A 21,587-nucleotide genomic window follows, 5' to 3' on the forward strand; every position below is an offset into this window, starting at 1 on the left:
ACTCTAAGGTGCCGGCGGGCGGTCCAAGAGTCGGGATAGCACTACGGTCGAGACGGTCCGGTCGATGATCTCGACGGCCCGCAGCCGTTCCAGCGCGGTCTCCAGGTGGTGGATGTTCGCCGCGCGCAGGTGCACGATGGCGTCCGCCGCGCCGGAGACGGTGTAGGCGGCGCGGACCTCGGGCATCGGCTCCAGGCGCTGCTGGATGTCGTGCGGCGCCACGTTGCCGCGGCAGTGCACCTCGACGAACGCCTCCGTGCCCCATCCCAGCTGCTCGGGGTCGACGACGGCCGTGAAGCCGCGCAGGACGCCCGTGTCCAGCAACTTGTCCACCCGCCGCTTCACCGCGGGTGCGGACAGGCCCACCTCCTTGCCGATGTCGGCGTAGCTGGAGCGGGCGTTGGCCATCAGGCGCGAAATGATTCGCTGGTCGATCGTGTCCACACGCAACATTCTGCCCTGGAAGACGCAATATCGCGGCGTTGTTCGAGGGTCAGACGGCAATCTACATTTCGATCCATGACCTCGGTTTCCTTCGCGGGCCCCGGAGACGAGCCGATCGTGCTCGACGTCGCCACGCCCGCCGCGCAGGTGCGCGTGCCGACCACCCGTCGGTACCTCATGTGCCCGCCCGCGTACTTCACGGTGGAGTACGCGATCAACCCGTGGATGGACCCCACGCAGCCGATCAGCACGTCGTTGGCGATGGAGCAGTGGACGGCCCTGAAGGAGACCTACGAGCGCCTCGGGCACGAGGTCGAGACCATCGAGCCGCAGCCGGGGCTGCCGGACATGGTCTTCTCGGCCAACTCCGGCACCGTCATCGACGGCCAGGTCCTCGGCTCCCGCTTCCGCGCGCCCCAGCGCGCCGCGGAAGCCGACCACTTCCGCCGCTGGTTCCTGGCCAACGGCTACCGCGACGTCGTCATGCCGGAGCGCACCAACGAGGCCGAGGGCGACTTCACCTGGACCGGCAAGTACCTCCTCGCCGGCACGGGCTTCCGCACGGACCCCCTGGCCCACTCGGAGGCCCAGGAGGCCCTGGGCGTGCCGGTCATCTCCCTGCAGCTGACCGACCCCCGCTACTACCACCTGGACGTGGCCCTGTTCGTCCTGGCGGACGACCTGATCGCCTACTACCCGGACGCCTTCTCGCCGGGCAGCCGCCGCGTCCTGCGCCGCCTCTTCCCGGACGCCGTCATCGCGACCGCCGAGGACGCCGCCTGCCTGGGCCTGAACGCGGTCTCCGACGGCCGCCACGTGGTCCTGCCGGTGGAGGCGACCGCGCTGGCGGACCAGGTCGCCCAACGGGGCTTCGAACCGGTCTTCGTGGACATCTCGGAACTGCGCAAGTCCGGTGGCGGCCCGAAGTGCTGCACGATGGAACTCCGGGACTGATCCCGGCCTGTCGCGCTGGTCAGTCGGCGGGCTGACCAGCGCGGGAACCGCTACGGCGTGCGACCGGTGAGGCCGACGATCCGCGCGATCAGGGGCGCGTCGGGCGGCACGGGCACCTCGGGGCCGAAGAGGCCCATGTCGCGCCCCATCCTCGCGGTCTCGACGAGGTCGGCGTGGACGAACTCCAGCAGGTCCCCGTCCCACGACGGCGCCTGGCCGGTGGCCTTGGCCAGGTCCCACGTGTGCACGACCGTCTCACCCAGCACCATCGCGCCGATCATCTCGGCCGGCATCTCCTGCGGGCTGCCGAGCGTCGTCGTGCCGGTCCACGCGGACGGCTCGCCCCACGCGACGGCGCGGTCGCGCAGCAGCGCCCCCAGGTCCGCGGCCCAGTCGCCCGCGGTGAGGTCGACGTCCGCGTCCGAGGCGGCGGGCGGCGGCACGGGCGCCTTGCGCGCGGAGGCGTTCAGCGACGGGCCCCAGAACAGCAGGTGGTTGAGGAGCTTGCGGACGTCGAACTCGGTGCACGGCGTCGGCGCGTCCAGCTGGTCGGGCTTGATGTTCTCGAGGACCTCCAACGCGGTCGCCACGGCTTTGTCGATCAACTGCTCACGGGACATGCCGCCCACCGTAGGAACGGCCGCCGCGGGTGTATTGAACAAAGGCGACATACCCTCGCGACCGTGACGAGGGACGAGCGCGAGCTGGCGTGGCGGCGGCACCAGAGCCACGAGTTCCACCAGCCGTCGCCCGACCTGGCCGCACACGTGGCGCGGTACTGGGTGGTGCGGTGGCGCTACGACCGGCCCTACCGCCAGCTGATCGTGCCCTACCCGAACGTGCACCTGACGTTCCACGAGGACGCCGCCGTGATCGCCGGCGTGTCCAGCGGGCACGTGTTCAAGGAGCTCGACGGCGCGGGCCGGGTCTTCGGCGTCGCCTTCCGCCCCGGCGCCTTCCGGCCGTTCCTCGGCGCGCCGGTCCAGTCGCTCACCGACCGGACCGTCCCCGCCGAGACCGTCTTCGACCACCTGCCCGCGCACGCCGACCTCGACGGGGTGGAGGCCGCGCTGCGCCGCAGCCTGCCCGAACCAGACCCGAGGGCGGCGGAGGTGGTGCGGATCGTCGAGCGGATCGTCCAGGACCCCCTGCTGACGCGCGTCGACGTGCTGGCCCGCGAGGTCGGCGGCAGCGTCCGGCAGCTGCAACGCCTGTTCGCCGAGCACGTCGGCGTCGGGCCGAAGTGGGTGATCCGCCGCTACCGCCTGAGGGAGGTGACCGAGCGCATGGAGGCGGGCGGCCGGATCGACTGGGCCGCGCTGGCGGCCGACCTCGGCTACGCCGACCAACCGCACTTCGTCCGGGACTTCACCGCGATGGTCGGCGAGACGCCCACCCGGTACGCCGAGCGCTACGGTGACGCGTTCGCCACCGGCCGCCGCTGACTCGTCCGCCGTCACCCATAGGGCTGATCGCTCTAGCGGACCGACCCCGGTCGGTGCTCCGATCGACGGCACTCGCTGTCGACCAAGGTAGGGAGCGCGCCATGAACGACCTCGACGCCCAGCGTCCGTCGCCCCAACCGCAACAGGAGCAGGAGGAGCCCGTGGAACGGCAGAAGCCTCAGGACCCGAAGCCTCTCACCGGACTGGAGTGGCTGGTGCGCCAAGCCCAACGGCGCCGTGAGGAACGCCCGGCGGACCCGGCGCGTTAGGCCTCACCGCTAGTCCGACACCTCCCGCTGGAACGCTGCCCACAGCAGGTTCAACGGGTGGTCGGCCGGGAACTTCGCCCGCTCGTCCTTGCGGGCGAAGACCCCGACCAAGCGCTCCAGCTGCGGTTTGCGGTCGTTCGTCAGGGCGACCACCCGCAGGCCCGACCCCTCGCGCAGCTCGTTGTTCGCGGCCACCACGCCGAGGCCCGACGTGACGATCATGCAGCCCTCGACCAGCCCGGACCGCAGCAACGACATGCCGTACTGGATCTCGTCGATCTCCGCCGCGATGTCCAGTTCGTTCCGGTAGTCCGATCCGAACCAGCCGCGCAGGAATTCCGCGATCAACCCGTCGCCGGGCACGACCAGCGGCAGCTTCGGCAACTCCCCGGTGCCGACGCTCGCGCCGAGCCTGCTCTCCGGCAGGTTCGTGAGCAGCGCCAACCCGCCGCGCCGCCACTCGATCACGTCGAAGTCCTCGACCCCGCTGCTGCGGCCCGCGTGCGTGACCACGCTGCCGCACACGATGTCGACCTCCTTGGACGCCAGGCTCTTCCAGATGTCCTTGGTGCGGATGTGCACGACCTTCAGTTCCACGTCACGCCGGCGGAAGTCGTCCGCCACGTGGTGCCACGCCTTGGCCAGCGCGTCGAGCATGAACCGCGTCGTGCCGACGGTGACCGTGGTGCCGAGCTTGCGCCGGCACTCGTGAATCGAATCCAGCCACTCGGTCAACGTGGTGCGCGCCAATTCGACCAGCGCCTCGCCGGTCGGTGTGATCAGCACGTCTTTTCCCCGGCCCTGCTTGACGACCAGCGCTTCGCCGCACAACGACTTGAAGTTGCGGTTGAGCGTGTCGATCTGCTTCTGCACACTGGACTGCTCGCGGCCGAGCACGCGGGCCGCGCGCAGGGCCGACCGCGTCTCGTACACCGCGATCAACGTCCTGAGCTGGTCCAACGTGGTGTCCAGCAGCAGGGGCGAGGTGTGCAGGAGCCTGCTGAGCTGGTTGCCCGCCGGCAGGAGCAGTTGGGCCGAGGTCGACATGCAGGGCCTCTCGGGTCGGGGCGTGATGTTCTACCGATTAGTTGTACTGAACTTGACCGCAGTTCGTGCTGAAATTATCCGAAGATCTTGATGGATTTCCCTGGACAGGTATACGCGATCCGTAAGAGACTTCTGCCGCAACCAGGTGCTTGTTCACGTGGGTGCAATCAGGGGGAGTATTGGGGGGTTGGGGGGGGGGGGGGGGGGGGGGCGCGCCGCCCCCCCCCCCCCCCGCCACACCCCCGCGAGCGGCCCCGGGGGCGCCCCCGGCGGCCCCGGGGGGGGGGGGGCGCCCCCCGCCGCCCCCCCCCCCCCCCCCCCCCCCACGTATTAACCTCACCCGTGTGACGGTTTCCACCTTGGACTGGGGCACGACGTACCGGGTCACCGTGCTCGACCTCGGCCTGGCCTGCTGCGGCGTCGAGGTCATGGCGGCGCTCGAGGGCCACCGCCCGGAACACCTCGAAGCCCTGGGGGTCGATCCGGTGCACGCGGCGGGCGAGGCGCACGTGCTCGTCGTCTCCGGCACCGTCACCGACGCCATGCTGCCCGCGGTGATCGCGACGTACCAGGAGATGCCGGAACCGCGTTACGTGATCTCCGTCGGCGCGTGCAGCAACACCGGCGGGCCGTACTGGGACTCCTACAGCGTCACCAAGGGCATCGACCAGGCGCTGCCGGTGCACGTCGCCGTGCCGGGCTGCCCGCCACGTCCCGAGGCCCTGCTCGACGGCCTCGCCGCGCTGCACCGGATGGTGTCGTGAGCGCCGCCTCGCAGGCCCTGGCCTCCCTCATCCCCGACGCCCGGGTCACGACGGCGTTCGGCCAGACGACCGCGCACGTGCCGCTGCACGCGTGGACCGAGGCCGCCCGCCACGCGCGCGAGGAGCTGGGCTGCACGCAGTTCGACTGGCTCGGCGTCGAGGACGCGGGACGTCCCGGCGCCGCCGGGCAGCGGCACGCCGTGCTGCTGCACGTGCTCGACCCCGACACCAAGGACGGCGTGCTGCTGCGCACCGAACTCGGCCCGGACGACGTGCTGCCGAGCGTGGCCGACCGGTGGGCGGGCGCGGCGTGGCACGAGCGCGAGGCCGCGGAGATGTTCGGCATCTCCCTCGCCGACGGCGAACCGGCCCACCTGCTGCTGCCGGACGGCTTCGGCGGCCACCCGCTGCGCAAGGACTTCGTGCTGGCCTCCCGCGTGGTGCGCCCGTGGCCGGGCAGGCTCGAACCGGGCGAGGACGGCACGTCGTCGCCCAGCCGCAGGCGGGCCGCGCCACCCGGCGTGCCCGACCCGTCGTGGGGGCCGCGCTACGAGCGCTCTGAGGAGGACACCAGTGGCTGAGTTGCCACCGCGCACCCGAGGCGTCATCGCGCTGCTGGAGGCCAACTGCACGGTGTGCATGATCTGCGCCCGCGAGTGCCCCGACTGGTGCATCCACATCGACTCGCACACCGAGGTCGAGCAGCAGCCCGGCTCGGCCCGGCCCCGTGCGCGCAACGTGCTCGACCGGTTCGCCATCGACTACGGCCAGTGCCTGTACTGCGGCATCTGCGTGGAGGCGTGCCCGTTCGACGCCCTGCACTGGGCGCCGGACTTCTCCTACCCCGGCACGGGCGGCCTCGACGGCGACGGCGCCGTGGCCGAGCTCGTCCACGAGCGCGACGTGCTGGCCACGTGGGTCACGCACGTGCCGCCGCCACCGCCGCTGGACGAGGGCGCCGAACCGGCTCCCGAGACCACCGCCACACGCCCGGCACGCCCCGGTACCGGAACCCCGCGCCGACCGGGCGCGTTGAGGGAGGGGACGTAGGAACAGCCGGAGGCGAAGCGTGCACAAGCACTTCAACGCGTTGAAGACCGCGTTGCTGCTCGCTGCCATGAGCGGGTTGATCGTGGCGATCAGCTCGCTGTTCGGTCGCACCGCCCTCGTCATCGGCCTGCTGCTGGCGCTGGCCGTGAACGCCTACGCCTACTTCAACTCGGACAAGCTCGCGCTGCGCGCCATGCGCGCCAGGCCGGTGTCCGAGGTGGAGCAGCCCGCGATGTACCGGATCGTCCGCGAGCTGGCCATGGCCGCGCGTCAGCCGATGCCGCGCCTCTACGTCAGCCCCACCATCGCGCCGAACGCCTTCGCGACCGGCCGCAACCCGCGCAACGCCGCCGTCTGCTGCACCACCGGCATCCTCGACCTGCTCGACGAACGCGAGCTGCGCGCCGTGCTCGGGCACGAGCTGTCGCACGTCTACAACCGCGACATCCTCATCTCTTGCGTCGCGGGTGCGCTGGCCGGCGCGGTCAGCACGCTGGCGAACCTGGCGGTCTTCGCGAGCGTCTTCGGCGGCGAGGGCGACGAGGACCGGCCCAACCCGTTCGCGATCCTGCTCATCGCCGTGCTCGGCCCGATCGCGGCGCTCATCGTGCGGATGGCCGTGAGCCGGTCCCGGGAGTACCAGGCCGACGAGTCCGGCGCGGAGCTGACCGGCGACCCGCTGGCGCTGGCGTCGGCGTTGCGCAAGATCGACGTCGGCACGCGTGCCGCGCCGCTGGCGCCGGAGCCCGCGGTGGTCGCGCAGTCGCACCTGATGATCGCGAGCCCGTTCCGGGCGGGGGAGAACCGGGTCAGGCTGTTCTCCACCCACCCGCCGATCTCCGACCGCGTGCGCCGGCTGGAGGAGCTGGCCCGCCGGTACTAGCCGGCCGGCGCTAGCGGGCTTCCAGTGCGACGTTCATCACGTACTGGCCGTAGCCGGACTTCGCCAGCTGCTCGCCGAGCACGTAGCACTGCTCGGAGGTGATGTACCCCATCCGGAGCGCGATCTCCTCCAGGCACGCGATGCGCACGCCCTGCCGGTGCTCCAGCACCTGCACGAACTGGCCCGCCTCCAGCATCGAGTCGTGCGTGCCGGTGTCCAACCACGCGAAACCGCGGCCGAGGTCGACCAGCTTGGCGCGGCCTTCCCGCAGGTAGGCGAGGTTGACGTCGGTGATCTCCAGCTCGCCGCGCGGCGACGGCTCGAGCGACTTGGCGATGTCCACCACGCCGTTGTCGTAGAAGTACAGGCCGGTGATGGCCTTGTTCGACTTCGGCAGCGGCGGCTTCTCCTCGATGCTGATGAGCCTGCCGTCCGCGTCGACCTCGCCGACCCCGTACCGCTCCGGGTCCTTCACCGGGTAGCCGAACAGCACGCAGCCGTCCAGCTCGGCGGCGTTGTGCTGGAGGACCTTGGAGAAGCCGTGGCCGTAGAAGATGTTGTCGCCGAGCACCAGCGACACGTCGTCGTCGCCGATGAAGTCCGCGCCGATGATGAACGCCTCGGCCAGCCCGTTCGGGTGAGCCTGCTCCGCGTAGGAGATGCTCAGGCCGAACTGCGAGCCGTCACCGAGGAGCCGCCGGAACAGCGGCAGGTCCACCGGGGTCGAGATGAGCAGCACCTCGCGCACGCCCGCCAGCATCAGCACCGAGAGCGGGTAGTACACCATCGGCTTGTCGTAGACGGGCAGCAGCTGCTTCGACACCGCTTGGGTGATCGGGTGCAACCGCGTGCCGCTGCCGCCCGCGAGGATGATGCCCTTCATCGGTAGTTGGTGAACTGGAGGGCGATGCCGAAGTCGGAGCTCTTGAGCAGGGCGATCACGTCCTGCAGGTGGTCCTTCTTCTTGCCCGTGATGCGCAGCTGGTCGCCCTGGATCTGCGCCTGCACGCCCTTGGGACCCTCGTCGCGGACCTTCTTCGCGATCTCCTTGGCCTTCTCGCTCGAGATGCCCTGGACCAGGTTGCCGGTGACCTTGAACACCTTGCCCGACAGGGCCGGGTCGCCGATCTCGAAGGCCTTCATCGAGATGCCGCGCTTGACCAGCTTCTCCTGGAAGACGTCGATCGCGGCCCGGCAGCGCTCCTCGGTCTCGGACTGGAAGGTGATCGCCTCATCGCCCGCCCAGGACACCTGAGTCCCCGTGCCGCGGAAGTCGAACCGGGTGCTCAGCTCCTTGGCGGCCTGGTTGAGCGCGTTGTCGACTTCCTGGCGGTCGACCTTGCTCACCACGTCGAACGACGGGTCTGCCACGTGCTCGGTACCTCCGCGTAGGTGGGTCTGGAACCGCCGCGAAGCCTACCGGGGAACCCGGTTGCGCATGCCCCCACGGGCTTATGTATTGTCTCCACCGCACCCGGCACCACCGGGCGCGGGGCGGGTTGCCCGAGCGGCCAATGGGAGCGGACTGTAAATCCGTCGCGAAAGCTACAGAGGTTCGAATCCTCTACCCGCCACGCTCGTCGAGGACCCTGCTTGCGGAAAGCGCAAGCAGGGTCCTCGCTTTATTTCTCCTGGGGGTGCAACCCCCAGACCCCGCCCGGCGGGCGCTGCCCCCGGACCCCCGGTCGTACGTGGTCGCGTCGGCGGGTGATGTCCCGTTCGTACGTGGTTACGGTGGCGGGTGATGTCCCGGTCGTGCGCGGTCGCGTTGGCGGGTGTTGTCCCGTCCGCCGGTGGGTCCCGGTCGTAGGTGGTCGCGTTGGCGGTGGGGTCCGCCCAGCCGTGCGTGGTCACGTTGGAGGTGGGGGGTCCCGGTCGTGCGTGGTGACCATGAGGTGGGGTCGTGGGCGTAGGTGAGGCCGGCGCGCAAGCGCTTCCTCTCGCTTGCGTGCCGGCCTCGACTGCAGCATAACCCATATCGAACGCTTGTTCGAGGGTTACGCGATGGCGGCTCGGCCCGCCTCGGTCAGCTCGGCGTCCGTGCGCTCGTCCAGGCCCACCGCCCGCCGGGCCCGCAGCAGTCCCGCGTGGACCAGGTCGTGCGTGACCATCTGGTCGCAGCACGGCAACCCGTCCACGTACAGGTCCGGCTCGCGTCCCCCCGACAGCTCAGCCCGACCAGCGGCAACGGCGCGGAGCATGGATTTCGCCCGGCCGGACAACTCCCTCGCAACGTTCATGGCGGCCCCCTCGCCCGTCCTTCCCGTACCTGCTTCCTCGTCTTGTAAGAGGTCTGGACCTGCGCTTCGAGTACCCCGCCCGGACAAGTTCACTCAGGTGGACGAGGCTGCCGCCAACTGTCCCCTCCTGGGCCGTTCGGACGACGACGCCACGCCGAGTGGTTGCCCCGTTCAGTGCAATCGACCCGTTGGTGCAGGCGCCGGCTAACGGGCGGGCCGGCGTTGCCAGGTCGTCCACAGCGGCCGGTAGCCGTGGGAGTACCAGAACGGCGCGGACAGCGGGTTGGGCAGGGCGTGGTGCAGCAGCGTCACGCCGACGCCCGCCTCGTCCAGCAACCTGTGCGCGTGGTCGGCGAGCGCCGCGCCGATGCCGCCGCCACGCGCGTCCTCCCGCACGCCGAGCAACCCGAGGTAGGCCACCGGCCGCACGGACGTCCGCGAGGCGATCCAGTCCGAGTGACCGGGCAGGTCGTAGTAGAGGAAGCCGACGACCTCACCGTCGCGCTCCGCCAACCACCCGCACGGCTCCGGCCGCTCCAGCAGCGACGCGATGTGCTCGCGAAGCCGCTCGGCGCTGGACTGCCGGGCGGTGACCATGCCGAACAGGCTGTCGAACCGCAGCGTCTCCAGGTTCACCTCCACGGCCACGTCGAGGTTCTCGCGCGCCAACGGCACGATCCGCACCGTCGAACGGCCGTCGAAGCCCCGACCGGGCAGCCGGGCGGCGGTCACCAGCAACGGCGCGTAACCGTGCCGCGCCAGCACGTCCGCGGCCTCGACGGCACGGCTGGGCACGGTCACCAACGCGGCCGTGTCGTGATCGCCCGCCCCGCTCAACGGCCACCGGCGCAGCAGGTCGTCCAAGTCCGCGCCGGGGTGCCAGTGCAGGGAGTGCGTGCGCAGCGCGCCCCAGGAGGCGTTCAGGGCGTCCGCGGACAGCTCGGAGAACGAGTACGGGTCGTCGGCGGGGGCGATGTCGGGCAGCAACGGGTCCACACCTGCCAGCTAACCCGTCCGCGACGTAGATTGCCGCCGTGGATCTGTACGTGGTCGACGCGTTCACCGACCGCGCGTTCGCGGGCAACCCGGCGGGCGTGGTGCTGCTGGACGGCCCGGCGGACGAGCGGTGGATGCAGGCCGTCGCCGCCGAGATGAAGCACGCCGAGACGGCGTTCGTGCGGATCGACCACGAGGACCCGGTGCCGCTGCGCTGGTTCACGCCCGTCGCCGAGGTGGACCTGTGCGGCCACGCCACCCTGGCCGCGGCGCACGTGCTCGGCGGCAGCCGCAGGTTCGACACCCGCAGCGGCGTGCTCACCTGCGCGGCCGAGGACGGCTGGGTGGAGATGGACTTCCCGGCCGACCCGGCGGAGCCGATCGAGATGACCACGCCGCTGCGCGCGGGCCTGCCGGGCGTCACGGTGAGGGCTGTCGCGCAGGCCGTGTCCGACGTCCTGGTGGAAGCCGCCTCCGCCGACGAGGTCCGCGAGCTCCGCCCGGACTTCGCCGCGCTCGCCGAGGTGCCCGGGCGGGGTGTGATCGTGACCGCGCCGGGCGACCGGCCGGGGCTCGACGTCGTGAGCCGGTGCTTCTACCCCTCCTACGGAGTCCCGGAGGATTCCGTAACCGGTTCCGCGCACTGCACGCTCGCCTCGTGGTGGGCGCCGCGGCTCGGTCGCGCGAACCTGCTGGCCGAGCAGGCGTCCGCCCGCGGTGGGCTGGTCCGGACCACTCTGGACCAAGATCGCGTGCGCCTCGCCGGGCAGGCAGTGACGGTCATCCAGGGCCGACTGATCGTGTGATCCGATCTGTTACTTCTAGTGGCGTTGCGCTACACGACCTGCCATTTCGTCCCCCGACCGGGGTACATTGGCAGCCTTGGAGGGGTCCTGGTCGGTGTTCGGGGCCCCTCAGTCACGCCCGGAGCCCGTAGGCCGCGACCCGGCCCACCGCGACGACGGCCGACGAGGAGGCTGGATGTCCGACCACGCGTCGGCCACGGCGCCCAGCGCGCCGCCCCGGTCCACGAACCGCGCGTTCAGCGTGTTCGCGGTCCTGCTCCTCGTCGCGGGCGCGCTGTCCGCGTACCTGGTCGGCTCCTGGCTCCCCGACACCGACCCCGACGTCGACCTGTGGTGGACCGGTCCGCTGCTGGTGATCGGGTTCCTGCTCGCCGAGCAGTTGGCCATCAACGTCGACGTGCGCAGCGGAGTGGCCTGGACCATCTCGTTCACCGAGATCCCGCTCGTGCTCGGCCTGCTGGTCGCGCCGTTCGAGATCGTGCTCGCCGCGCACGTGGTCGCGGGCGTCGGCACGCTGCTCGGCCGCCGCGTGCTCGACCGCGCCGTCTACAACGCGGGCCTGATGTTCATGGAGATCTCGGTCGCCTTCGCGGTCGCCGAGCTCGTGAAGCGGTTCCTCGGCGCGGAAGGCCCGTTCTGGGCGGGCGCGTTCGTCGGCACGATCGCGGTGCCGCTGCTGGCCAGCGTGCTCGGCCTGACCGCGTTGCGGATCATGGGCAAGGGCATGCGGGTCGCGCCGAGCCTGCGCCTGGTGCTCCAGACGCTCGTGGTGGCCCTGCTGAACACCTCCGCGGGCCTCGCCGGCTACGAGATCGCCGACAAGGCGCCGTGGGGCGGCCTCCTGATCGGCCTCGTCTTCCTCGGCATCACCGCGATCTACCTGGCGTACTCCGGTCTGCTGCGCGAGCAGCGCGACCTGGAGGCGCTCAGCGAGGTCTCGTTGCGGGTGGCCCGCTCGGGCCGCCACGTCACCGGACCGCGCGGCGCCAACCAGGAGGAGGACGACGGCAGCGACGAGGACGACGACTGGCAGCTCATCGCCGAGCGCATCCGCGAGCAGCTGAACGCCAACCGCGTCGTGCTGCGGCTGCGCACCGACCCGCAGGCCCCGATGCGCACGCTGGTCGCGGGCGAGCCGCTGCCGCCGGGCATGCGCCGCGACGACCCGCGCGTGCTGCGCGAGGACGCCATGCTCCAGCTGCCCGGCGCGCAGGTGCGGTACTTCCGCATCGTGGACGCGGGCGAGGAGGTCTCCGAGGCCCTGGTCCGCCGGGACGCGCAGGAAGCGCTGGTCGTGCCGCTGCGCGGGGCGACCCAGCTGCTCGGCGCGGTCGAGGTGCACGACCGGCTCAGCCGGTGGCGCGGCTTCGGCAAGGCCGACATCCAGCTCCTGCGCACGCTGGCGAGCCACCTGTCCACCGCCGTGGACAACCGGCGCCTGCTCGCCCGGCTGCGCCACGACGCCTACCACGACCCGTTGACCGGCCTGCTCAACCGGCCCGGCTTCCGCGAGGCCGCGACCGAGCCGATGCGCGAGGCCAACACGTCCGTGGTGGTCCGCGTCGACCTCACCGTGCTGTCCACCGTCTCCGACGCGCTCGGCCAGGCGTGGGGCAACCGGATGGTCGTCGCCGCCGGCCGCCGGCTGCGCGACGAGCTGGGGCCCGAGGTGCCGCTGGCCAGGCTGGAGGGCGGCGCGTTCGCCGCGCTGCTGCTGGACCGGCAGGCCGAGCAGATCCAGGAGATCGCCGAACGGCTGCGCGCCGCGCTGTCGGTGCCGTACCCGGTCGACCGGCTCACCGTCGAGGCGGGCGCGGTCGTCGGCTGGGTCACCACCGCGGACTGCGAGGTCGACGAGCCGGACCCCGACGCGCTGCTGCAACGCGCGGACGTGGCGGTCCGGGCGACCAGCGACAACGAGCCGCTGCGCCAGTACGCGCCGAGCATGGGCCAGATCTTCCTGCGCCGCTTCCAGCTGGTGACGCAGTTCCGTTCGGCGCTGGAGACCGGCCAGATCTCCGTGCACTACCAGCCGAAGGTCGCGCTGCCGAGCCGCCAGGTGGTCGGCGCCGAGGCGCTGGTGCGGTGGAAGCACCCCGAGTTCGGCCGCGTCGACCCGGACGAGTTCGTGCCGGCCGTCGAGGCGACCGGCCTGGTGGACGTGCTCACGGACTTCGTCATGGACACGGCGCTGGCCCGGGTGCGGATGTGGATCGACCGCGGGCTGCGGATGTCCATCGCGGTGAACCTGTCCGTGCGGACGCTGGCCGACGAGGAGTTCCCGGACCGGGTGGCGGCGGCGTTGAAGCGCCACGAGGTGCCGCCGGAGCTGCTGACGTTCGAGCTGACCGAGTCCGGCGTGATGGCGGACCCCGAGCGGGCCCTGCCCGTGCTGCGGCGGCTGCACCAGATGGGCGTCGTGCTGGCCGTCGACGACTTCGGCACGGGCTACTCGTCGCTGGCGTACCTGAGGCAGCTGCCGGTGGACGAGGTGAAGATCGACAAGAGCTTCGTCCTGGGCATGGGCACCGACCTGGGCGACATGGCGGTGGTCCGGTCGATCGTGGAGCTCGGCCACTCGCTGGGGCTCACGGTGGTCGCCGAGGGCGTCGAGGACGACGCCGCCCGCGACCAGCTCGTCGGCATGGGCTGCGACGTGGCGCAGGGCTACCTGATCTCCCGGCCGCTGTCCGAGGACCGCTTCGAGGCCTGGTTGCGGGCGCGGACGGTCCAGGTCAGGGGCGCCCGGGATGAGACGGTGCTCACCCTGGTCCACTAGGAAGGGCCCCCGATTTCCTTTCCACGGCACGCCTGTTGTAGAGTTCTCCTGGCTCCGCAAGAGAAGAGCAGGCCCCTTTAGCTCAGTCGGCAGAGCGTCTCCATGGTAAGGAGAAGGTCTACGGTTCGATTCCGTAAAGGGGCTCGACAACTGGCCGCGGTGCACGAGCATCGCGGCCGTGTTGTGTAAAGCGGTGTAGCTCAGTTGGTAGAGCAAGCGGCTCATAATCGCTGTGTCGCCGGTTCAAGTCCGGCCACCGCTACTCAGCTAGATCCCCGCCAGGCGGTAAGCCCGCACTGGTCGCCCGGTCGGGTCGGGGCACACGAGCTCTAGGAAGGCAAGGACCGTGGCTGCAACCGACGTACGCCCCAAGATCACCCTCGCGTGCGAGGAGTGCAAGCACCGGAACTACATCACCAGGAAGAACCGGCGCAACGACCCGGACCGCCTGGAGATCAAGAAGTTCTGCCCGAACTGCAAGACCCACCGCGCTCACAAGGAAACCCGCTGAGCCGGTAGCAAGTCGCACGACGAGGCCCGTCCCGGGATCCGGGGCGGGCCTCGTCGCGTATAACCTGCTGCGCGTGCCTCTCGACCAGTCCTTCGTCGGACGTTCCTACCCACCGTCGCCGCCCTACGAGGTGGGCCGCGAGAAGATCCGCGAGTTCGCCGAGGCGGTCGGCGAGACCAGCCCGCTGCACCGCGACCCCGAAGCCGCTCGCGCGGCCGGCTACCGCGACGTCATCGCCCCGCCCACGTTCGCGATCATCGTGTCGCTGAAGGCGAACGACGTGCTGGTCGAGGACCCCGACCTGGGCCTGGACTACTCCCGCGTGGTGCACGGCGACCAGACGTTCGTCCACCACCGCCCGATCGTGGCGGGCGACCGCCTCACGACCGTGCTGCACGTGGACGGCATCACGTCGCGGATGGGCAACGACATGCTGGCGATCCGGGCCGAGGTCGGCACCGAGGACGGCGAGCCGGTCACGACCGGTCGCTGCACGCTCGTCGTGCGGGGGGAGGACGCGTGATCCGCGCATCGGAGGTCTCCGCCGGCGACGAGCTGCCGCCGCTGTCGCTGCGCATTACCCGCGCCGACCTGGTCCGGTACGCGGGCGCGTCCGGCGACTTCAACCCGATCCACTGGAGCGAGCGGTTCGCCCGCGAGGTCGGCCTGCCGGGCGTCATCGCGCACGGGATGCTCACCATGGGCATGGCCGTCCGGATCGTCACCGAGTGGGTCGGCGACCCCGGCGCGGTCGTGCAGTACGGCGTGCGGTTCGGCAGGCCCGTCCCGGTGCCCGACGACGACAAGGGCGCGTTGGTGGAGGTCACCGCGAAGGTGACCAAGGTCCTGGACGACGGGACGGTCAAGGTCAACGTGACGGCCTCCTTCGAGGGCAAGTCGGTGCTCGGCGGCGCGTCGGCCATCGTCCGGCTCGCCTAGAACCCGCACAGCGCGCTGGTGTGCGGGCCCTTGGCGGTCGCCGAACGCCGTACGACTTCGGCCACCCGAACCTCGCACGCCACGTCACCGCCGTCGGGCCCGATCGTGACGGTCAGCACGCCGTGGTCGGGCTCGCCGGTGGCGAGCAGCTCCATCCGCCAGGGCAGCGCGGTCAGCTCCTCCCGGCGCGTCTCGCCGCCCCGGAACGTCGAGTAGGTGACGGTGGCCCGCTCCGCCGTGCCGCTGACCTGGTAGACGACCCGGACCGGCGGTTCCGGCGCCGTGGTCCACACGACGAGCGCGATCGCGCCCACCACGAGCGCCGCGGAGGCCGTGACCACGAGCCACTTGCGGCGGCTTTGACGCTCGGGTGGGTCGGGTTCCGCCATCTGGTTGCGCTCCTCGGGTGAAGATCAGTTCGGCTGAATAGACCATCGATGTAGTTCTACCGACGGTTACACCGGTCACCCAAAGGAGTTATCGGTCAGAAGTCCGAACACCGCGCGACCGCGTTCGGGCCGGACGCGGTCGCGGTCTTGCGCGCCACGCCGTCCACGGTCACCTCGCACGTCACCGTGCCGCCTTTCGCGTCGGTCGTGACGTCCAGCGTCCCGCCGTGGAGCGTCCCCATGACGGTGAACTCCTTGGTCCACGGCAACGCGGCCACCTCTTCCTCGGCGGTGGTGGCCGGGTCGCCGCCGCCGAAGGTGGAGTAGCTGACGGTCGCCCCGGACGCGTCGCCGGTCACCTCGTAGAGGAGCACGGCACCCCGGTCGGCCTGCGCCTGGAGGTCGTCGAGCGCGTTCTCGGCGTCGGACGAGGCCCGGCCGAACACCGCCACCCACGCGACGCAGACGACCAGGCCGATCGCGGACAGCGCGACGCCCGCGATGGCGAGACCCTTGTTGTCGGCCTGCCCGCGGGACACCCGGACCAGGCCGAACACCCCGAGGGTCAGCCCCGCCAGGACCAGCGGCCACGCGACGAGGCCGACGACCGGGATGAAGCCGAGCGCCAGGCCCACGAGCCCGAGCACGAACCCGGCGGTGCCCGGGCCGTTGCGCCGCGGGTCGGACATGATGCCTCCACTCCGTCAGGGTGGTACACATCACAGTTACCCGCCGTGACGCGAATGAGTCTCAACACGACGAAAGGCACCCCCGATCGGGGGTGCCTTTCGTGACGGAGCGTCGAAACTCTGTGCTACTCGACCTCGGCCAGCAGCTCGGCCATCCGCGTCACGCCGGTCTTCAGGTCGTCGTCGCCCAACGCGTACGACAACCGCAGGTAGCCGGGGGTGCCGAACGCCTCACCGGGCACCACGGCCACCTCGGCGTGCTCCAGGATCAGCGCCGCGAGCTGCACCGTGTCGGTGATCTCGGCCCCGCGCAGCGTCTTGCCGATCAACGCCTTCACCGACGGGTACACGTAGAACGCGCCCTTCGGGGTCGGGCACTCGACGCCGGGGATCGCGGAGAGCAGGTCGACGATGGTGCGCCGACGGCGGTCGAACGCCTCGCGCATCTCGTGCGCCGCGTCCAGCGGCCCGGACACGGCCTCCAGCGCGGCCCGCTGCGACACGTTCGCCACGTTCGAGGTCAGGTGGGACTGGAGGTTCGCGGCGGCCTTCACCACGTCCGTCGGGCCGATCAGCCAGCCGACCCGCCAGCCCGTCATCGCGTAGGTCTTCGCCACGCCGTTGAGCACGATCGTGCGGTCGGCCATCGCGGGCACGGCCACCGGCAGCGACACCGACTCGGCGCCGTCGTACACCAGGTGCTCGTAGATCTCGTCGGTGATCACCCACAGCCCGTGCTCCAGCGCCCACTCGCCGATCGCGGTGATCTGCTCGCGGGTGTAGACCGAGCCGGTCGGGTTGGACGGCGAGCACAGCAGCAGCACCTTGGTCTTCGGGGTGCGCGCGGCCTCCAGCTGCTCCACCGTGACCAGGTAGTCGGTCGACTCGTCCGCCGTGACCTGCACCGGGACGCCACCCGCCAGCGTGATCGCCTCGGGGTAGGTGGTCCAGTACGGCGCGGGCAGCAGGACCTCGTCGCCCGGGTCGACGACCGTGGCGAACGCCTGGTAGACGGCCTGCTTGCCGCCGTTGGTGATCAGCACCTGCGCGGCGGTGACCTCGTAGCCCGAGTCGCGCTTGGTCTTCGCGGCTACGGCTTCCCGCAGCTCGGGCAGGCCGGCGGCGGGCGTGTAGCGGTGGTTCTTCGGGTCCGCGCACGCGGCCTGAGCTGCGGCTACGATGGCGTCAGGGGTCGGGAAGTCCGGTTCGCCCGCGCCGAAGCCGATCACCGGTCGACCCGCGGCCTTGAGCGCCTTCGCCTTCGCGTCGACCGCGAGGGTGGCGGACTCGGCGATGCCGCCGATCCGCTTGGAGATCCGCGGGTGCTCGGAGGTACTGGTCCCGGTGGTCGTCTCAGGCGTGCCCATGCCGCCAATCGTGGCAGATCGCACAACCGGGTAAGCGCCCGGCACCCCCTCTGACCGGGCCAGTTGGAAGGAGGGGTACTTGGTGCCGTATGCTTCCGGTCTTGGAACGTCCAGTCGCTGCCTCACGGGCCACGTGAGGAGGGTGCGGGACGTCTCCAGCCAGGGTGTCCGGGGTTCCGGGTGCCAAAGGGGTGTAGCTCAACTGGCAGAGCAGCGGTCTCCAAAACCGCAGGTTGCAGGTTCAAGTCCTGTCGCCCCTGCGTCGAAGCGCGATGGTGAGCGGAGGACGGCATGAGCGAGGGCCGCGAGCAGGACCAGCCGGAAGAGCGCGAGGGCGCGTCCCGGCCGGTTACCGCCGCAGCGCGGCGCGAGCGCCGTGGTTCCGCGCGTCCGGCGGGCCGCAAGGACTCCGTGGAGGCGAAGAAGGCGGCCGAGGCCGACTCCGACGCCGAGGAGGCCAAGAAGGGCCGCCCCACGCGTTCGCGGGCGGATTCGGAGAAGCGGGTCGGTTTCTTCGCCCGCATCGTCCGGTACATCCGCGAGGTGGTCAGCGAGCTGCGGAAGGTCATCTGGCCGACCCGCAAGCAGATGATCACCTACACCGGAGTCGTGTTGGTCTTCGTGGCCTTCATGGTGGCGTTGGTGTTCGGCCTGGATTCGGCCTTCGCCTGGGGCATGTTCAGGGTGTTCGGCTGAGCCGATCACTCGCCGCCCCGGGTGGCGGCGGAACATGTGATGCATGAGAGGAAGCGAGACCCACAGTGACCTCCGAGAACGGCGGCGTTGACGCCCAGGAGCTGAACGACCTGACCGACGAGCGGGACTTCGACGGTGGCGTCGAGGACGTCGAGCAGGCGGAGGCGTCGGAGGAGACCGAGGAGTCCGCCCCCGTCGAGGCCGAGTCCGGCGGTGACGTCGAGTCCGGTGGCGATGTCGAGTCGGGCGGTGACGTCGAGTCCGGTGGCGACGTCGAGTCGGGCGGCGACGTCGAGTCGGGCGGCGACGTCGAGTCCGCCGTCGTCGACATCGACGCCGAGCCCGCGGACCCCGCCGAGGAGATGCGCGAAGCACTGCGGCGCGCGCCCGGCGACTGGTACGTCGTGCACTCGTACGCGGGCTACGAGAACAAGGTCAAGACCAACCTCGAGACGCGCATCCAGACCCTCGACATGGAGGACTACATCTTCCAGGTCGAGGTGCCGACCGAGGAAGTCACCGAGATCAAGAACGGCCAGCGCAAGCAGGTGCAGCGCAAGGTGCTGCCCGGCTACATCCTGGTCCGGATGGAGCTCAACGACGCGTCGTGGAGCGCGGTGCGCAACACGCCCGGCGTGACGGGTTTCGTCGGCGCGACCTCCAAGCCGTCGCCGCTGACCATCGACGAGGTGCTGAAGTTCCTGCTGCCCCAGGTCGAGCAGAAGCCCGCGGCCGGCAAGAAGAGCGCCGCGGCGCCCACGAAGTCGACCGTCGAGGTGGACTTCGAGGTCGGCGAGTCGGTCACCGTCATGGACGGCCCGTTCGCCACGCTGCCCGCGACGATCAGCGAGGTCAACGCGGACGGCCAGAAGCTGAAGGTCCTGGTGTCTATCTTCGGCCGCGAGACCCCGGTCGAGCTGTCGTTCAGCCAGGTCTCCAAGATCTGACCAGGACAACAAGACTCCGGCTCCCCTGAACAGGGGGAGCCGGCAGCCACGCTGCGGCTGGCAGGGCCGTGCGCGGACACCGCAATAAAGGAACCGAGATGCCTCCCAAGAAGAAGAAGCTCGCAGCGATCATCAAGCTGCAGATCAAGGCCGGGGCCGCGAACCCCGCGCCGCCCGTTGGTCCCGCGCTGGGTCAGCACGGCGTCAACATCATGGAGTTCTGCAAGCAGTACAACGCCGCGACCGAGTCGCAGCGCGGCACCGTGGTGCCGGTCGAGATCTCCGTGTACGAAGACCGCTCGTTCGACTTCAAGCTCAAGACCCCGCCGGCCGCGAAGCTGCTGCTCAAGGCCGCCGGTGTGGAGAAGGGCTCGGGCGAGCCGCACCGCCTCAAGGTCGCCAAGGTGACCATGGACCAGGTGCGGGAGATCGCGCAGAACAAGATGGTCGACCTCAACGCCAACGACGTGGACCAGGCGGCGAAGATCATCGCCGGCACCGCCCGCTCCATGGGCATCACCGTCGAAGGCTGACCTTTCTCTTTCGTAGTTCGTGGGAGAGCCGCGCGCTGGCTCGTCACCACAACTGATCCACTTTAAGGACAGAAGCATGAAGCGCAGCAAGGCGTACAAGAACGCTGCTGAGCTGGTTGACCGTGAGCGGCTCTACTCGCCGCTGGAGGCAGCCAAGCTCGCCAAGGAGACCTCCAAGGTGAAGCTGGACGCGACCGTCGAGGTCGCCATCCGGCTCGGCGTCGACCCGCGCAAGGCCGACCAGATGGTCCGCGGCACCGTGAACCTGCCGCACGGTACGGGCAAGACCGCCCGCGTGATCGTCTTCGCGACCGGTGACAAGGCCGCCGAGGCCGAGGCCGCCGGCGCCGACGCGGTCGGCTCCGAGGACCTGATCGAGCGCATCCAGGGCGGTTGGCTCGACTTCGACGCCGCCATCGCCACGCCCGACCAGATGGCCAAGGTCGGTCGCATCGCCCGCATCCTGGGCCCGCGCGGCCTGATGCCGAACCCGAAGACCGGCACCGTGACGCCCGACGTCACCAAGGCCGTGACCGAGATCAAGGGCGGTAAGATCAACTTCCGCGTCGACAAGCAGGCCAACCTGCACGTCGTCATCGGCAAGGTGTCGTTCGACCCGGAGAAGCTGGTCGAGAACTACGCCGCCGCGCTGGACGAGATCCTGCGCGCCAAGCCGTCCGCGGCCAAGGGCCGGTACCTGAAGAAGATCACCGTCTCGACGACGATGGGCCCGGGCATCCCGGTCGACCCGAACCGGACGCGCAACCTGCTGTCCGACGAGGTCACCGTCTGAGGACGGCTCGTCCGAACCGCCCGAAGCGCCCCTCGGCCTCCCGCCGAGGGGCGCTTCGCGTCGTCACGGGCAGGTCGGCTCGGCCTCGTACCCGGTGATCGCCCACGCGCCGCTCGTCTGCTTGGTGAGCACGAACTTGCCCAGCTTCGGCCCGCTGCGCACCTCCAGCGCGCAGGAGCTGACCTCGACCGAGCCGGACTCGGGCGGTGTGACCATCGTCTGGGGGAATCCGAGCTGCCGGTAGCTGCTCACGTCGGTGACCTGGCTCTTCAGCTTCGTCACCGCCGCCGGGCAGTCGGCCTCGCCGAACGCCTCGGCGAACGCCTTCCGCGGACCGTCGCTCTTGAAGTACGCGCACGCGCGACCGCCGTCACCGGTGCCGACGTGCTTGTAGAACTGGCCGATCGTGCCGTTGCTGCCGTACGGGTTGGGCGGCGCGATGACGTTGTTCTCGACGCCACCGCTGTCGACCGCCACGCTGCCCGGGTCGTCGCCGCCGAAGTACTGCTCGTAGAAGTACGACGCGACGAGCAGCACGACCACCAGGTACACCAGGCGGCGGACGAGTTTGCTGCGCAGCAGGATCTGCCACAGCGGCTTGCGTCTCGGGCCGGGCGGTGGTGGTGGGGCAGCGGGTGGGATTCCCGGTGGTGGGGTGGCGCCGGGCGGGAGGCCGAGTGGTGGGGTGGCGCCCGGGGGCAGGCTCGGCTGGGCGGCGCCCTGGGCCTGCTGGAAGCGCTGGAACTCCTGGAACCGTTGGAACTCCTGGAACTGCCGGAGCTGTTCCGGGTCGATGTCCGGTGGCGGCGGGTTCCTCGGCGGCTCTTCGGTCACGCGTCACATCATGACCGATTTGGGCCGCCGTCAGCTCCCCTGCTAGGGTTGACAACGGTTCACCAAAGACCGCTGGTCGTGCACGGCACTTGGTCGTGCAGCGAAGGTCCCGCGAAGCGGGCGGCCCGCGCAGGAGAACGAGGAAGACCCAGGCGTGCTCGCACGCCCGTCACGCCCCGTGCTGCTGCGCTGGGGCGTTTTTGCTTTGCGCA

The 21,587-nt window shown here is 70.6% G+C and carries 26 protein-coding genes and 4 tRNA genes; 19 read left to right on the forward strand and 11 right to left on the reverse strand.

Annotated elements, in window-relative coordinates; translation table 11 throughout:
- Positions 1-3 precede the first annotated feature (3 nt).
- Positions 4-444, reverse strand: a complete 441-nt coding sequence (locus tag LNK82_RS08810) for an Lrp/AsnC family transcriptional regulator (protein ID WP_230566443.1) — start codon at positions 442-444, stop codon at positions 4-6.
- 75 nt (positions 445-519) lie between these two features.
- Between LNK82_RS08810 and ddaH the strand changes: the two genes are divergently transcribed.
- A complete protein-coding gene (gene ddaH, locus LNK82_RS08815) occupies positions 520-1,398 on the forward strand; it encodes a dimethylargininase (RefSeq protein WP_372470442.1) in 879 nt (292 codons plus the stop codon).
- A gap of 50 nt (positions 1,399-1,448) precedes the next feature.
- Here the strand turns inward: ddaH and LNK82_RS08820 are convergent, their stop codons facing one another.
- Complete coding sequence (locus tag LNK82_RS08820) at positions 1,449-2,018, reverse strand: TIGR03086 family metal-binding protein (protein ID WP_230566444.1); 570 nt, start codon at positions 2,016-2,018, stop codon at positions 1,449-1,451.
- A gap of 63 nt (positions 2,019-2,081) precedes the next feature.
- On the opposite strand from LNK82_RS08820, the gene LNK82_RS08825 reads away from it, so the two are divergent.
- A complete protein-coding gene (locus LNK82_RS08825) occupies positions 2,082-2,843 on the forward strand; it encodes a helix-turn-helix domain-containing protein (protein ID WP_230566445.1) in 762 nt (253 codons plus the stop codon).
- A gap of 278 nt (positions 2,844-3,121) precedes the next feature.
- Here the strand turns inward: LNK82_RS08825 and LNK82_RS08830 are convergent, their stop codons facing one another.
- Positions 3,122-4,159, reverse strand: coding sequence for a LysR family transcriptional regulator (locus tag LNK82_RS08830; protein ID WP_230566446.1), 1,038 nt, complete (start codon positions 4,157-4,159; stop codon positions 3,122-3,124).
- Positions 4,160-4,503: 344 nt separating this feature from the next.
- On the opposite strand from LNK82_RS08830, the gene LNK82_RS08835 reads away from it, so the two are divergent.
- From LNK82_RS08835 to htpX, 4 genes are read left to right on the forward strand one after another with little or no spacing between them, the layout of a single operon-like run.
- Positions 4,504-4,923, forward strand: coding sequence for an NADH-quinone oxidoreductase subunit B (locus LNK82_RS08835; protein ID WP_230566447.1), 420 nt, complete (start codon positions 4,504-4,506; stop codon positions 4,921-4,923).
- The gene (locus tag LNK82_RS08840) at positions 4,920-5,504 is read left to right on the forward strand and encodes an NADH-quinone oxidoreductase subunit C (protein ID WP_230566448.1); all 585 of its coding nucleotides are present in this window, start codon (positions 4,920-4,922) and stop codon (positions 5,502-5,504) included. The genes LNK82_RS08835 and LNK82_RS08840 overlap by 4 nt, the downstream gene beginning before the upstream one ends.
- Positions 5,497-5,973 (forward strand): 4Fe-4S binding protein, encoded by a 477-nt coding sequence (locus tag LNK82_RS08845; RefSeq protein WP_230566449.1) that lies wholly within the window; start codon positions 5,497-5,499, stop codon positions 5,971-5,973. Before LNK82_RS08840 ends, LNK82_RS08845 begins: the two co-directional genes overlap by 8 nt.
- Before the next feature lie 19 nt (positions 5,974-5,992).
- Entirely contained in the window at positions 5,993-6,856 is an 864-nt protein-coding gene (gene htpX / locus LNK82_RS08850) for a zinc metalloprotease HtpX (protein WP_230566450.1), read from the forward strand.
- Between the two features lie 10 nt (positions 6,857-6,866).
- On the opposite strand, the gene rfbA is transcribed toward htpX, so the two are convergent.
- Together rfbA and LNK82_RS08860 are read right to left on the reverse strand one after the other, a co-directional pair.
- Positions 6,867-7,739, reverse strand: a complete 873-nt coding sequence (gene rfbA / locus LNK82_RS08855) for a glucose-1-phosphate thymidylyltransferase RfbA (RefSeq protein ID WP_230566451.1) — start codon at positions 7,737-7,739, stop codon at positions 6,867-6,869.
- On the reverse strand, positions 7,736-8,227 hold the full coding sequence (locus LNK82_RS08860) for a YajQ family cyclic di-GMP-binding protein (protein WP_230566452.1): 492 nt from the start codon (positions 8,225-8,227) through the stop codon (positions 7,736-7,738). The genes rfbA and LNK82_RS08860 overlap by 4 nt, the downstream gene beginning before the upstream one ends.
- Before the next feature lie 122 nt (positions 8,228-8,349).
- Between LNK82_RS08860 and LNK82_RS08865 the strand changes: the two genes are divergently transcribed.
- Positions 8,350-8,430: transfer RNA gene (locus LNK82_RS08865), tRNA-Tyr, on the forward strand.
- Between the two features lie 423 nt (positions 8,431-8,853).
- Here the strand turns inward: LNK82_RS08865 and LNK82_RS08870 are convergent.
- Positions 8,854-9,096, reverse strand: coding sequence for a hypothetical protein (locus LNK82_RS08870; RefSeq protein ID WP_230566453.1), 243 nt, complete (start codon positions 9,094-9,096; stop codon positions 8,854-8,856).
- Between the two features lie 204 nt (positions 9,097-9,300).
- Positions 9,301-10,092, reverse strand: a complete 792-nt coding sequence (locus LNK82_RS08875) for a GNAT family N-acetyltransferase (RefSeq protein WP_230566454.1) — start codon at positions 10,090-10,092, stop codon at positions 9,301-9,303.
- A 38-nt stretch (positions 10,093-10,130) separates the two neighbouring features.
- Here LNK82_RS08875 and LNK82_RS08880 point away from each other — a divergent pair, with 38 nt between their 5' ends.
- The 7 genes from LNK82_RS08880 to LNK82_RS08910 all read left to right on the forward strand — a co-directional run bounded on the left by LNK82_RS08880 (position 10,131) and on the right by LNK82_RS08910 (position 15,127).
- Positions 10,131-10,898: a PhzF family phenazine biosynthesis protein gene (locus tag LNK82_RS08880; RefSeq protein WP_230566455.1), complete on the forward strand. Its 768-nt coding sequence runs from the start codon at positions 10,131-10,133 to the stop codon at positions 10,896-10,898.
- A gap of 175 nt (positions 10,899-11,073) precedes the next feature.
- Positions 11,074-13,677 (forward strand): EAL domain-containing protein, encoded by a 2,604-nt coding sequence (locus tag LNK82_RS08885; RefSeq protein WP_230566456.1) that lies wholly within the window; start codon positions 11,074-11,076, stop codon positions 13,675-13,677.
- Between the two features lie 71 nt (positions 13,678-13,748).
- A tRNA-Thr gene (locus tag LNK82_RS08890) sits at positions 13,749-13,821 on the forward strand.
- Positions 13,822-13,866: 45 nt separating this feature from the next.
- Positions 13,867-13,939, forward strand: a tRNA-Met gene (locus LNK82_RS08895).
- An 84-nt stretch (positions 13,940-14,023) separates the two neighbouring features.
- Positions 14,024-14,188 (forward strand): 50S ribosomal protein L33, encoded by a 165-nt coding sequence (rpmG, locus tag LNK82_RS08900; protein WP_015105301.1) that lies wholly within the window; start codon positions 14,024-14,026, stop codon positions 14,186-14,188.
- Positions 14,189-14,261: 73 nt separating this feature from the next.
- The gene (locus LNK82_RS08905; RefSeq protein WP_230566457.1) at positions 14,262-14,711 is read left to right on the forward strand and encodes a MaoC family dehydratase N-terminal domain-containing protein; all 450 of its coding nucleotides are present in this window, start codon (positions 14,262-14,264) and stop codon (positions 14,709-14,711) included.
- The gene (locus LNK82_RS08910) at positions 14,708-15,127 is read left to right on the forward strand and encodes a MaoC family dehydratase (RefSeq protein WP_230566458.1); all 420 of its coding nucleotides are present in this window, start codon (positions 14,708-14,710) and stop codon (positions 15,125-15,127) included. Before LNK82_RS08905 ends, LNK82_RS08910 begins: the two co-directional genes overlap by 4 nt.
- Here the strand turns inward: LNK82_RS08910 and LNK82_RS08915 are convergent.
- The 3 genes from LNK82_RS08915 to LNK82_RS08925 all read right to left on the reverse strand — a co-directional run bounded on the left by LNK82_RS08915 (position 15,124) and on the right by LNK82_RS08925 (position 17,572).
- Entirely contained in the window at positions 15,124-15,516 is a 393-nt protein-coding gene (locus tag LNK82_RS08915; protein WP_230566459.1) for an MmpS family transport accessory protein, read from the reverse strand. The two genes, LNK82_RS08910 and LNK82_RS08915, sit on opposite strands and share 4 nt — an antisense overlap.
- Positions 15,517-15,611: 95 nt before the next feature.
- On the reverse strand, positions 15,612-16,205 hold the full coding sequence (locus LNK82_RS08920; RefSeq protein ID WP_230566460.1) for an MmpS family transport accessory protein: 594 nt from the start codon (positions 16,203-16,205) through the stop codon (positions 15,612-15,614).
- A 125-nt stretch (positions 16,206-16,330) separates the two neighbouring features.
- Positions 16,331-17,572, reverse strand: a complete 1,242-nt coding sequence (locus tag LNK82_RS08925; protein ID WP_230566461.1) for a pyridoxal phosphate-dependent aminotransferase — start codon at positions 17,570-17,572, stop codon at positions 16,331-16,333.
- Positions 17,573-17,759: 187 nt separating this feature from the next.
- On the opposite strand from LNK82_RS08925, the gene LNK82_RS08930 reads away from it, so the two are divergent.
- The 5 genes from LNK82_RS08930 (at position 17,760) to rplA (ending at position 20,541) form a co-directional block, all read left to right on the forward strand.
- Positions 17,760-17,832, forward strand: a tRNA-Trp gene (locus LNK82_RS08930).
- Positions 17,833-17,863: 31 nt separating this feature from the next.
- Positions 17,864-18,268, forward strand: a complete 405-nt coding sequence (gene secE / locus LNK82_RS08935; RefSeq protein WP_230566462.1) for a preprotein translocase subunit SecE — start codon at positions 17,864-17,866, stop codon at positions 18,266-18,268.
- A gap of 65 nt (positions 18,269-18,333) precedes the next feature.
- Entirely contained in the window at positions 18,334-19,215 is an 882-nt protein-coding gene (nusG, locus tag LNK82_RS08940) for a transcription termination/antitermination protein NusG (protein WP_230566463.1), read from the forward strand.
- A gap of 98 nt (positions 19,216-19,313) precedes the next feature.
- Entirely contained in the window at positions 19,314-19,748 is a 435-nt protein-coding gene (gene rplK / locus LNK82_RS08945; RefSeq protein ID WP_106616850.1) for a 50S ribosomal protein L11, read from the forward strand.
- A 76-nt stretch (positions 19,749-19,824) separates the two neighbouring features.
- Positions 19,825-20,541, forward strand: a complete 717-nt coding sequence (gene rplA, locus LNK82_RS08950) for a 50S ribosomal protein L1 (protein ID WP_230566464.1) — start codon at positions 19,825-19,827, stop codon at positions 20,539-20,541.
- A gap of 63 nt (positions 20,542-20,604) precedes the next feature.
- Here the strand turns inward: rplA and LNK82_RS08955 are convergent, their stop codons facing one another.
- Entirely contained in the window at positions 20,605-21,375 is a 771-nt protein-coding gene (locus LNK82_RS08955) for a hypothetical protein (protein WP_230566544.1), read from the reverse strand.
- Between the last annotated feature and the right edge of the window lie 212 nt (positions 21,376-21,587).

Source organism: Saccharothrix luteola (assembly GCF_020859565.1).
In the GTDB taxonomy this organism is placed as follows: domain Bacteria; phylum Actinomycetota; class Actinomycetes; order Mycobacteriales; family Pseudonocardiaceae; genus Actinosynnema; species Actinosynnema luteola.

Bases quoted from the DNA above. Each gene is read 5' to 3' on its own strand.
- LNK82_RS08820 (WP_230566444.1), bottom strand. From the start codon at position 2,018: ATGTCCCGTGAGCAGTTGATCGACAAAGCCGTGGCGACCGCGTTGGAG.
- LNK82_RS08920 (WP_230566460.1), bottom strand. From the start codon at position 16,205: ATGTCCGACCCGCGGCGCAACGGCCCGGGCACCGCCGGGTTCGTGCTC.
- rfbA (WP_230566451.1), bottom strand. From the start codon at position 7,739: ATGAAGGGCATCATCCTCGCGGGCGGCAGCGGCACGCGGTTGCACCCG.
- ddaH (WP_372470442.1), top strand. From the start codon at position 520: ATGACCTCGGTTTCCTTCGCGGGCCCCGGAGACGAGCCGATCGTGCTC.
- LNK82_RS08830 (WP_230566446.1), bottom strand. From the start codon at position 4,159: ATGTCGACCTCGGCCCAACTGCTCCTGCCGGCGGGCAACCAGCTCAGC.
- LNK82_RS08915 (WP_230566459.1), bottom strand. From the start codon at position 15,516: ATGGCGGAACCCGACCCACCCGAGCGTCAAAGCCGCCGCAAGTGGCTC.
- LNK82_RS08925 (WP_230566461.1), bottom strand. From the start codon at position 17,572: ATGGGCACGCCTGAGACGACCACCGGGACCAGTACCTCCGAGCACCCG.
- rplA (WP_230566464.1), top strand. From the start codon at position 19,825: ATGAAGCGCAGCAAGGCGTACAAGAACGCTGCTGAGCTGGTTGACCGT.
- secE (WP_230566462.1), top strand. From the start codon at position 17,864: ATGAGCGAGGGCCGCGAGCAGGACCAGCCGGAAGAGCGCGAGGGCGCG.
- LNK82_RS08870 (WP_230566453.1), bottom strand. From the start codon at position 9,096: ATGAACGTTGCGAGGGAGTTGTCCGGCCGGGCGAAATCCATGCTCCGC.
- rplK (WP_106616850.1), top strand. From the start codon at position 19,314: ATGCCTCCCAAGAAGAAGAAGCTCGCAGCGATCATCAAGCTGCAGATC.
- LNK82_RS08885 (WP_230566456.1), top strand. From the start codon at position 11,074: ATGTCCGACCACGCGTCGGCCACGGCGCCCAGCGCGCCGCCCCGGTCC.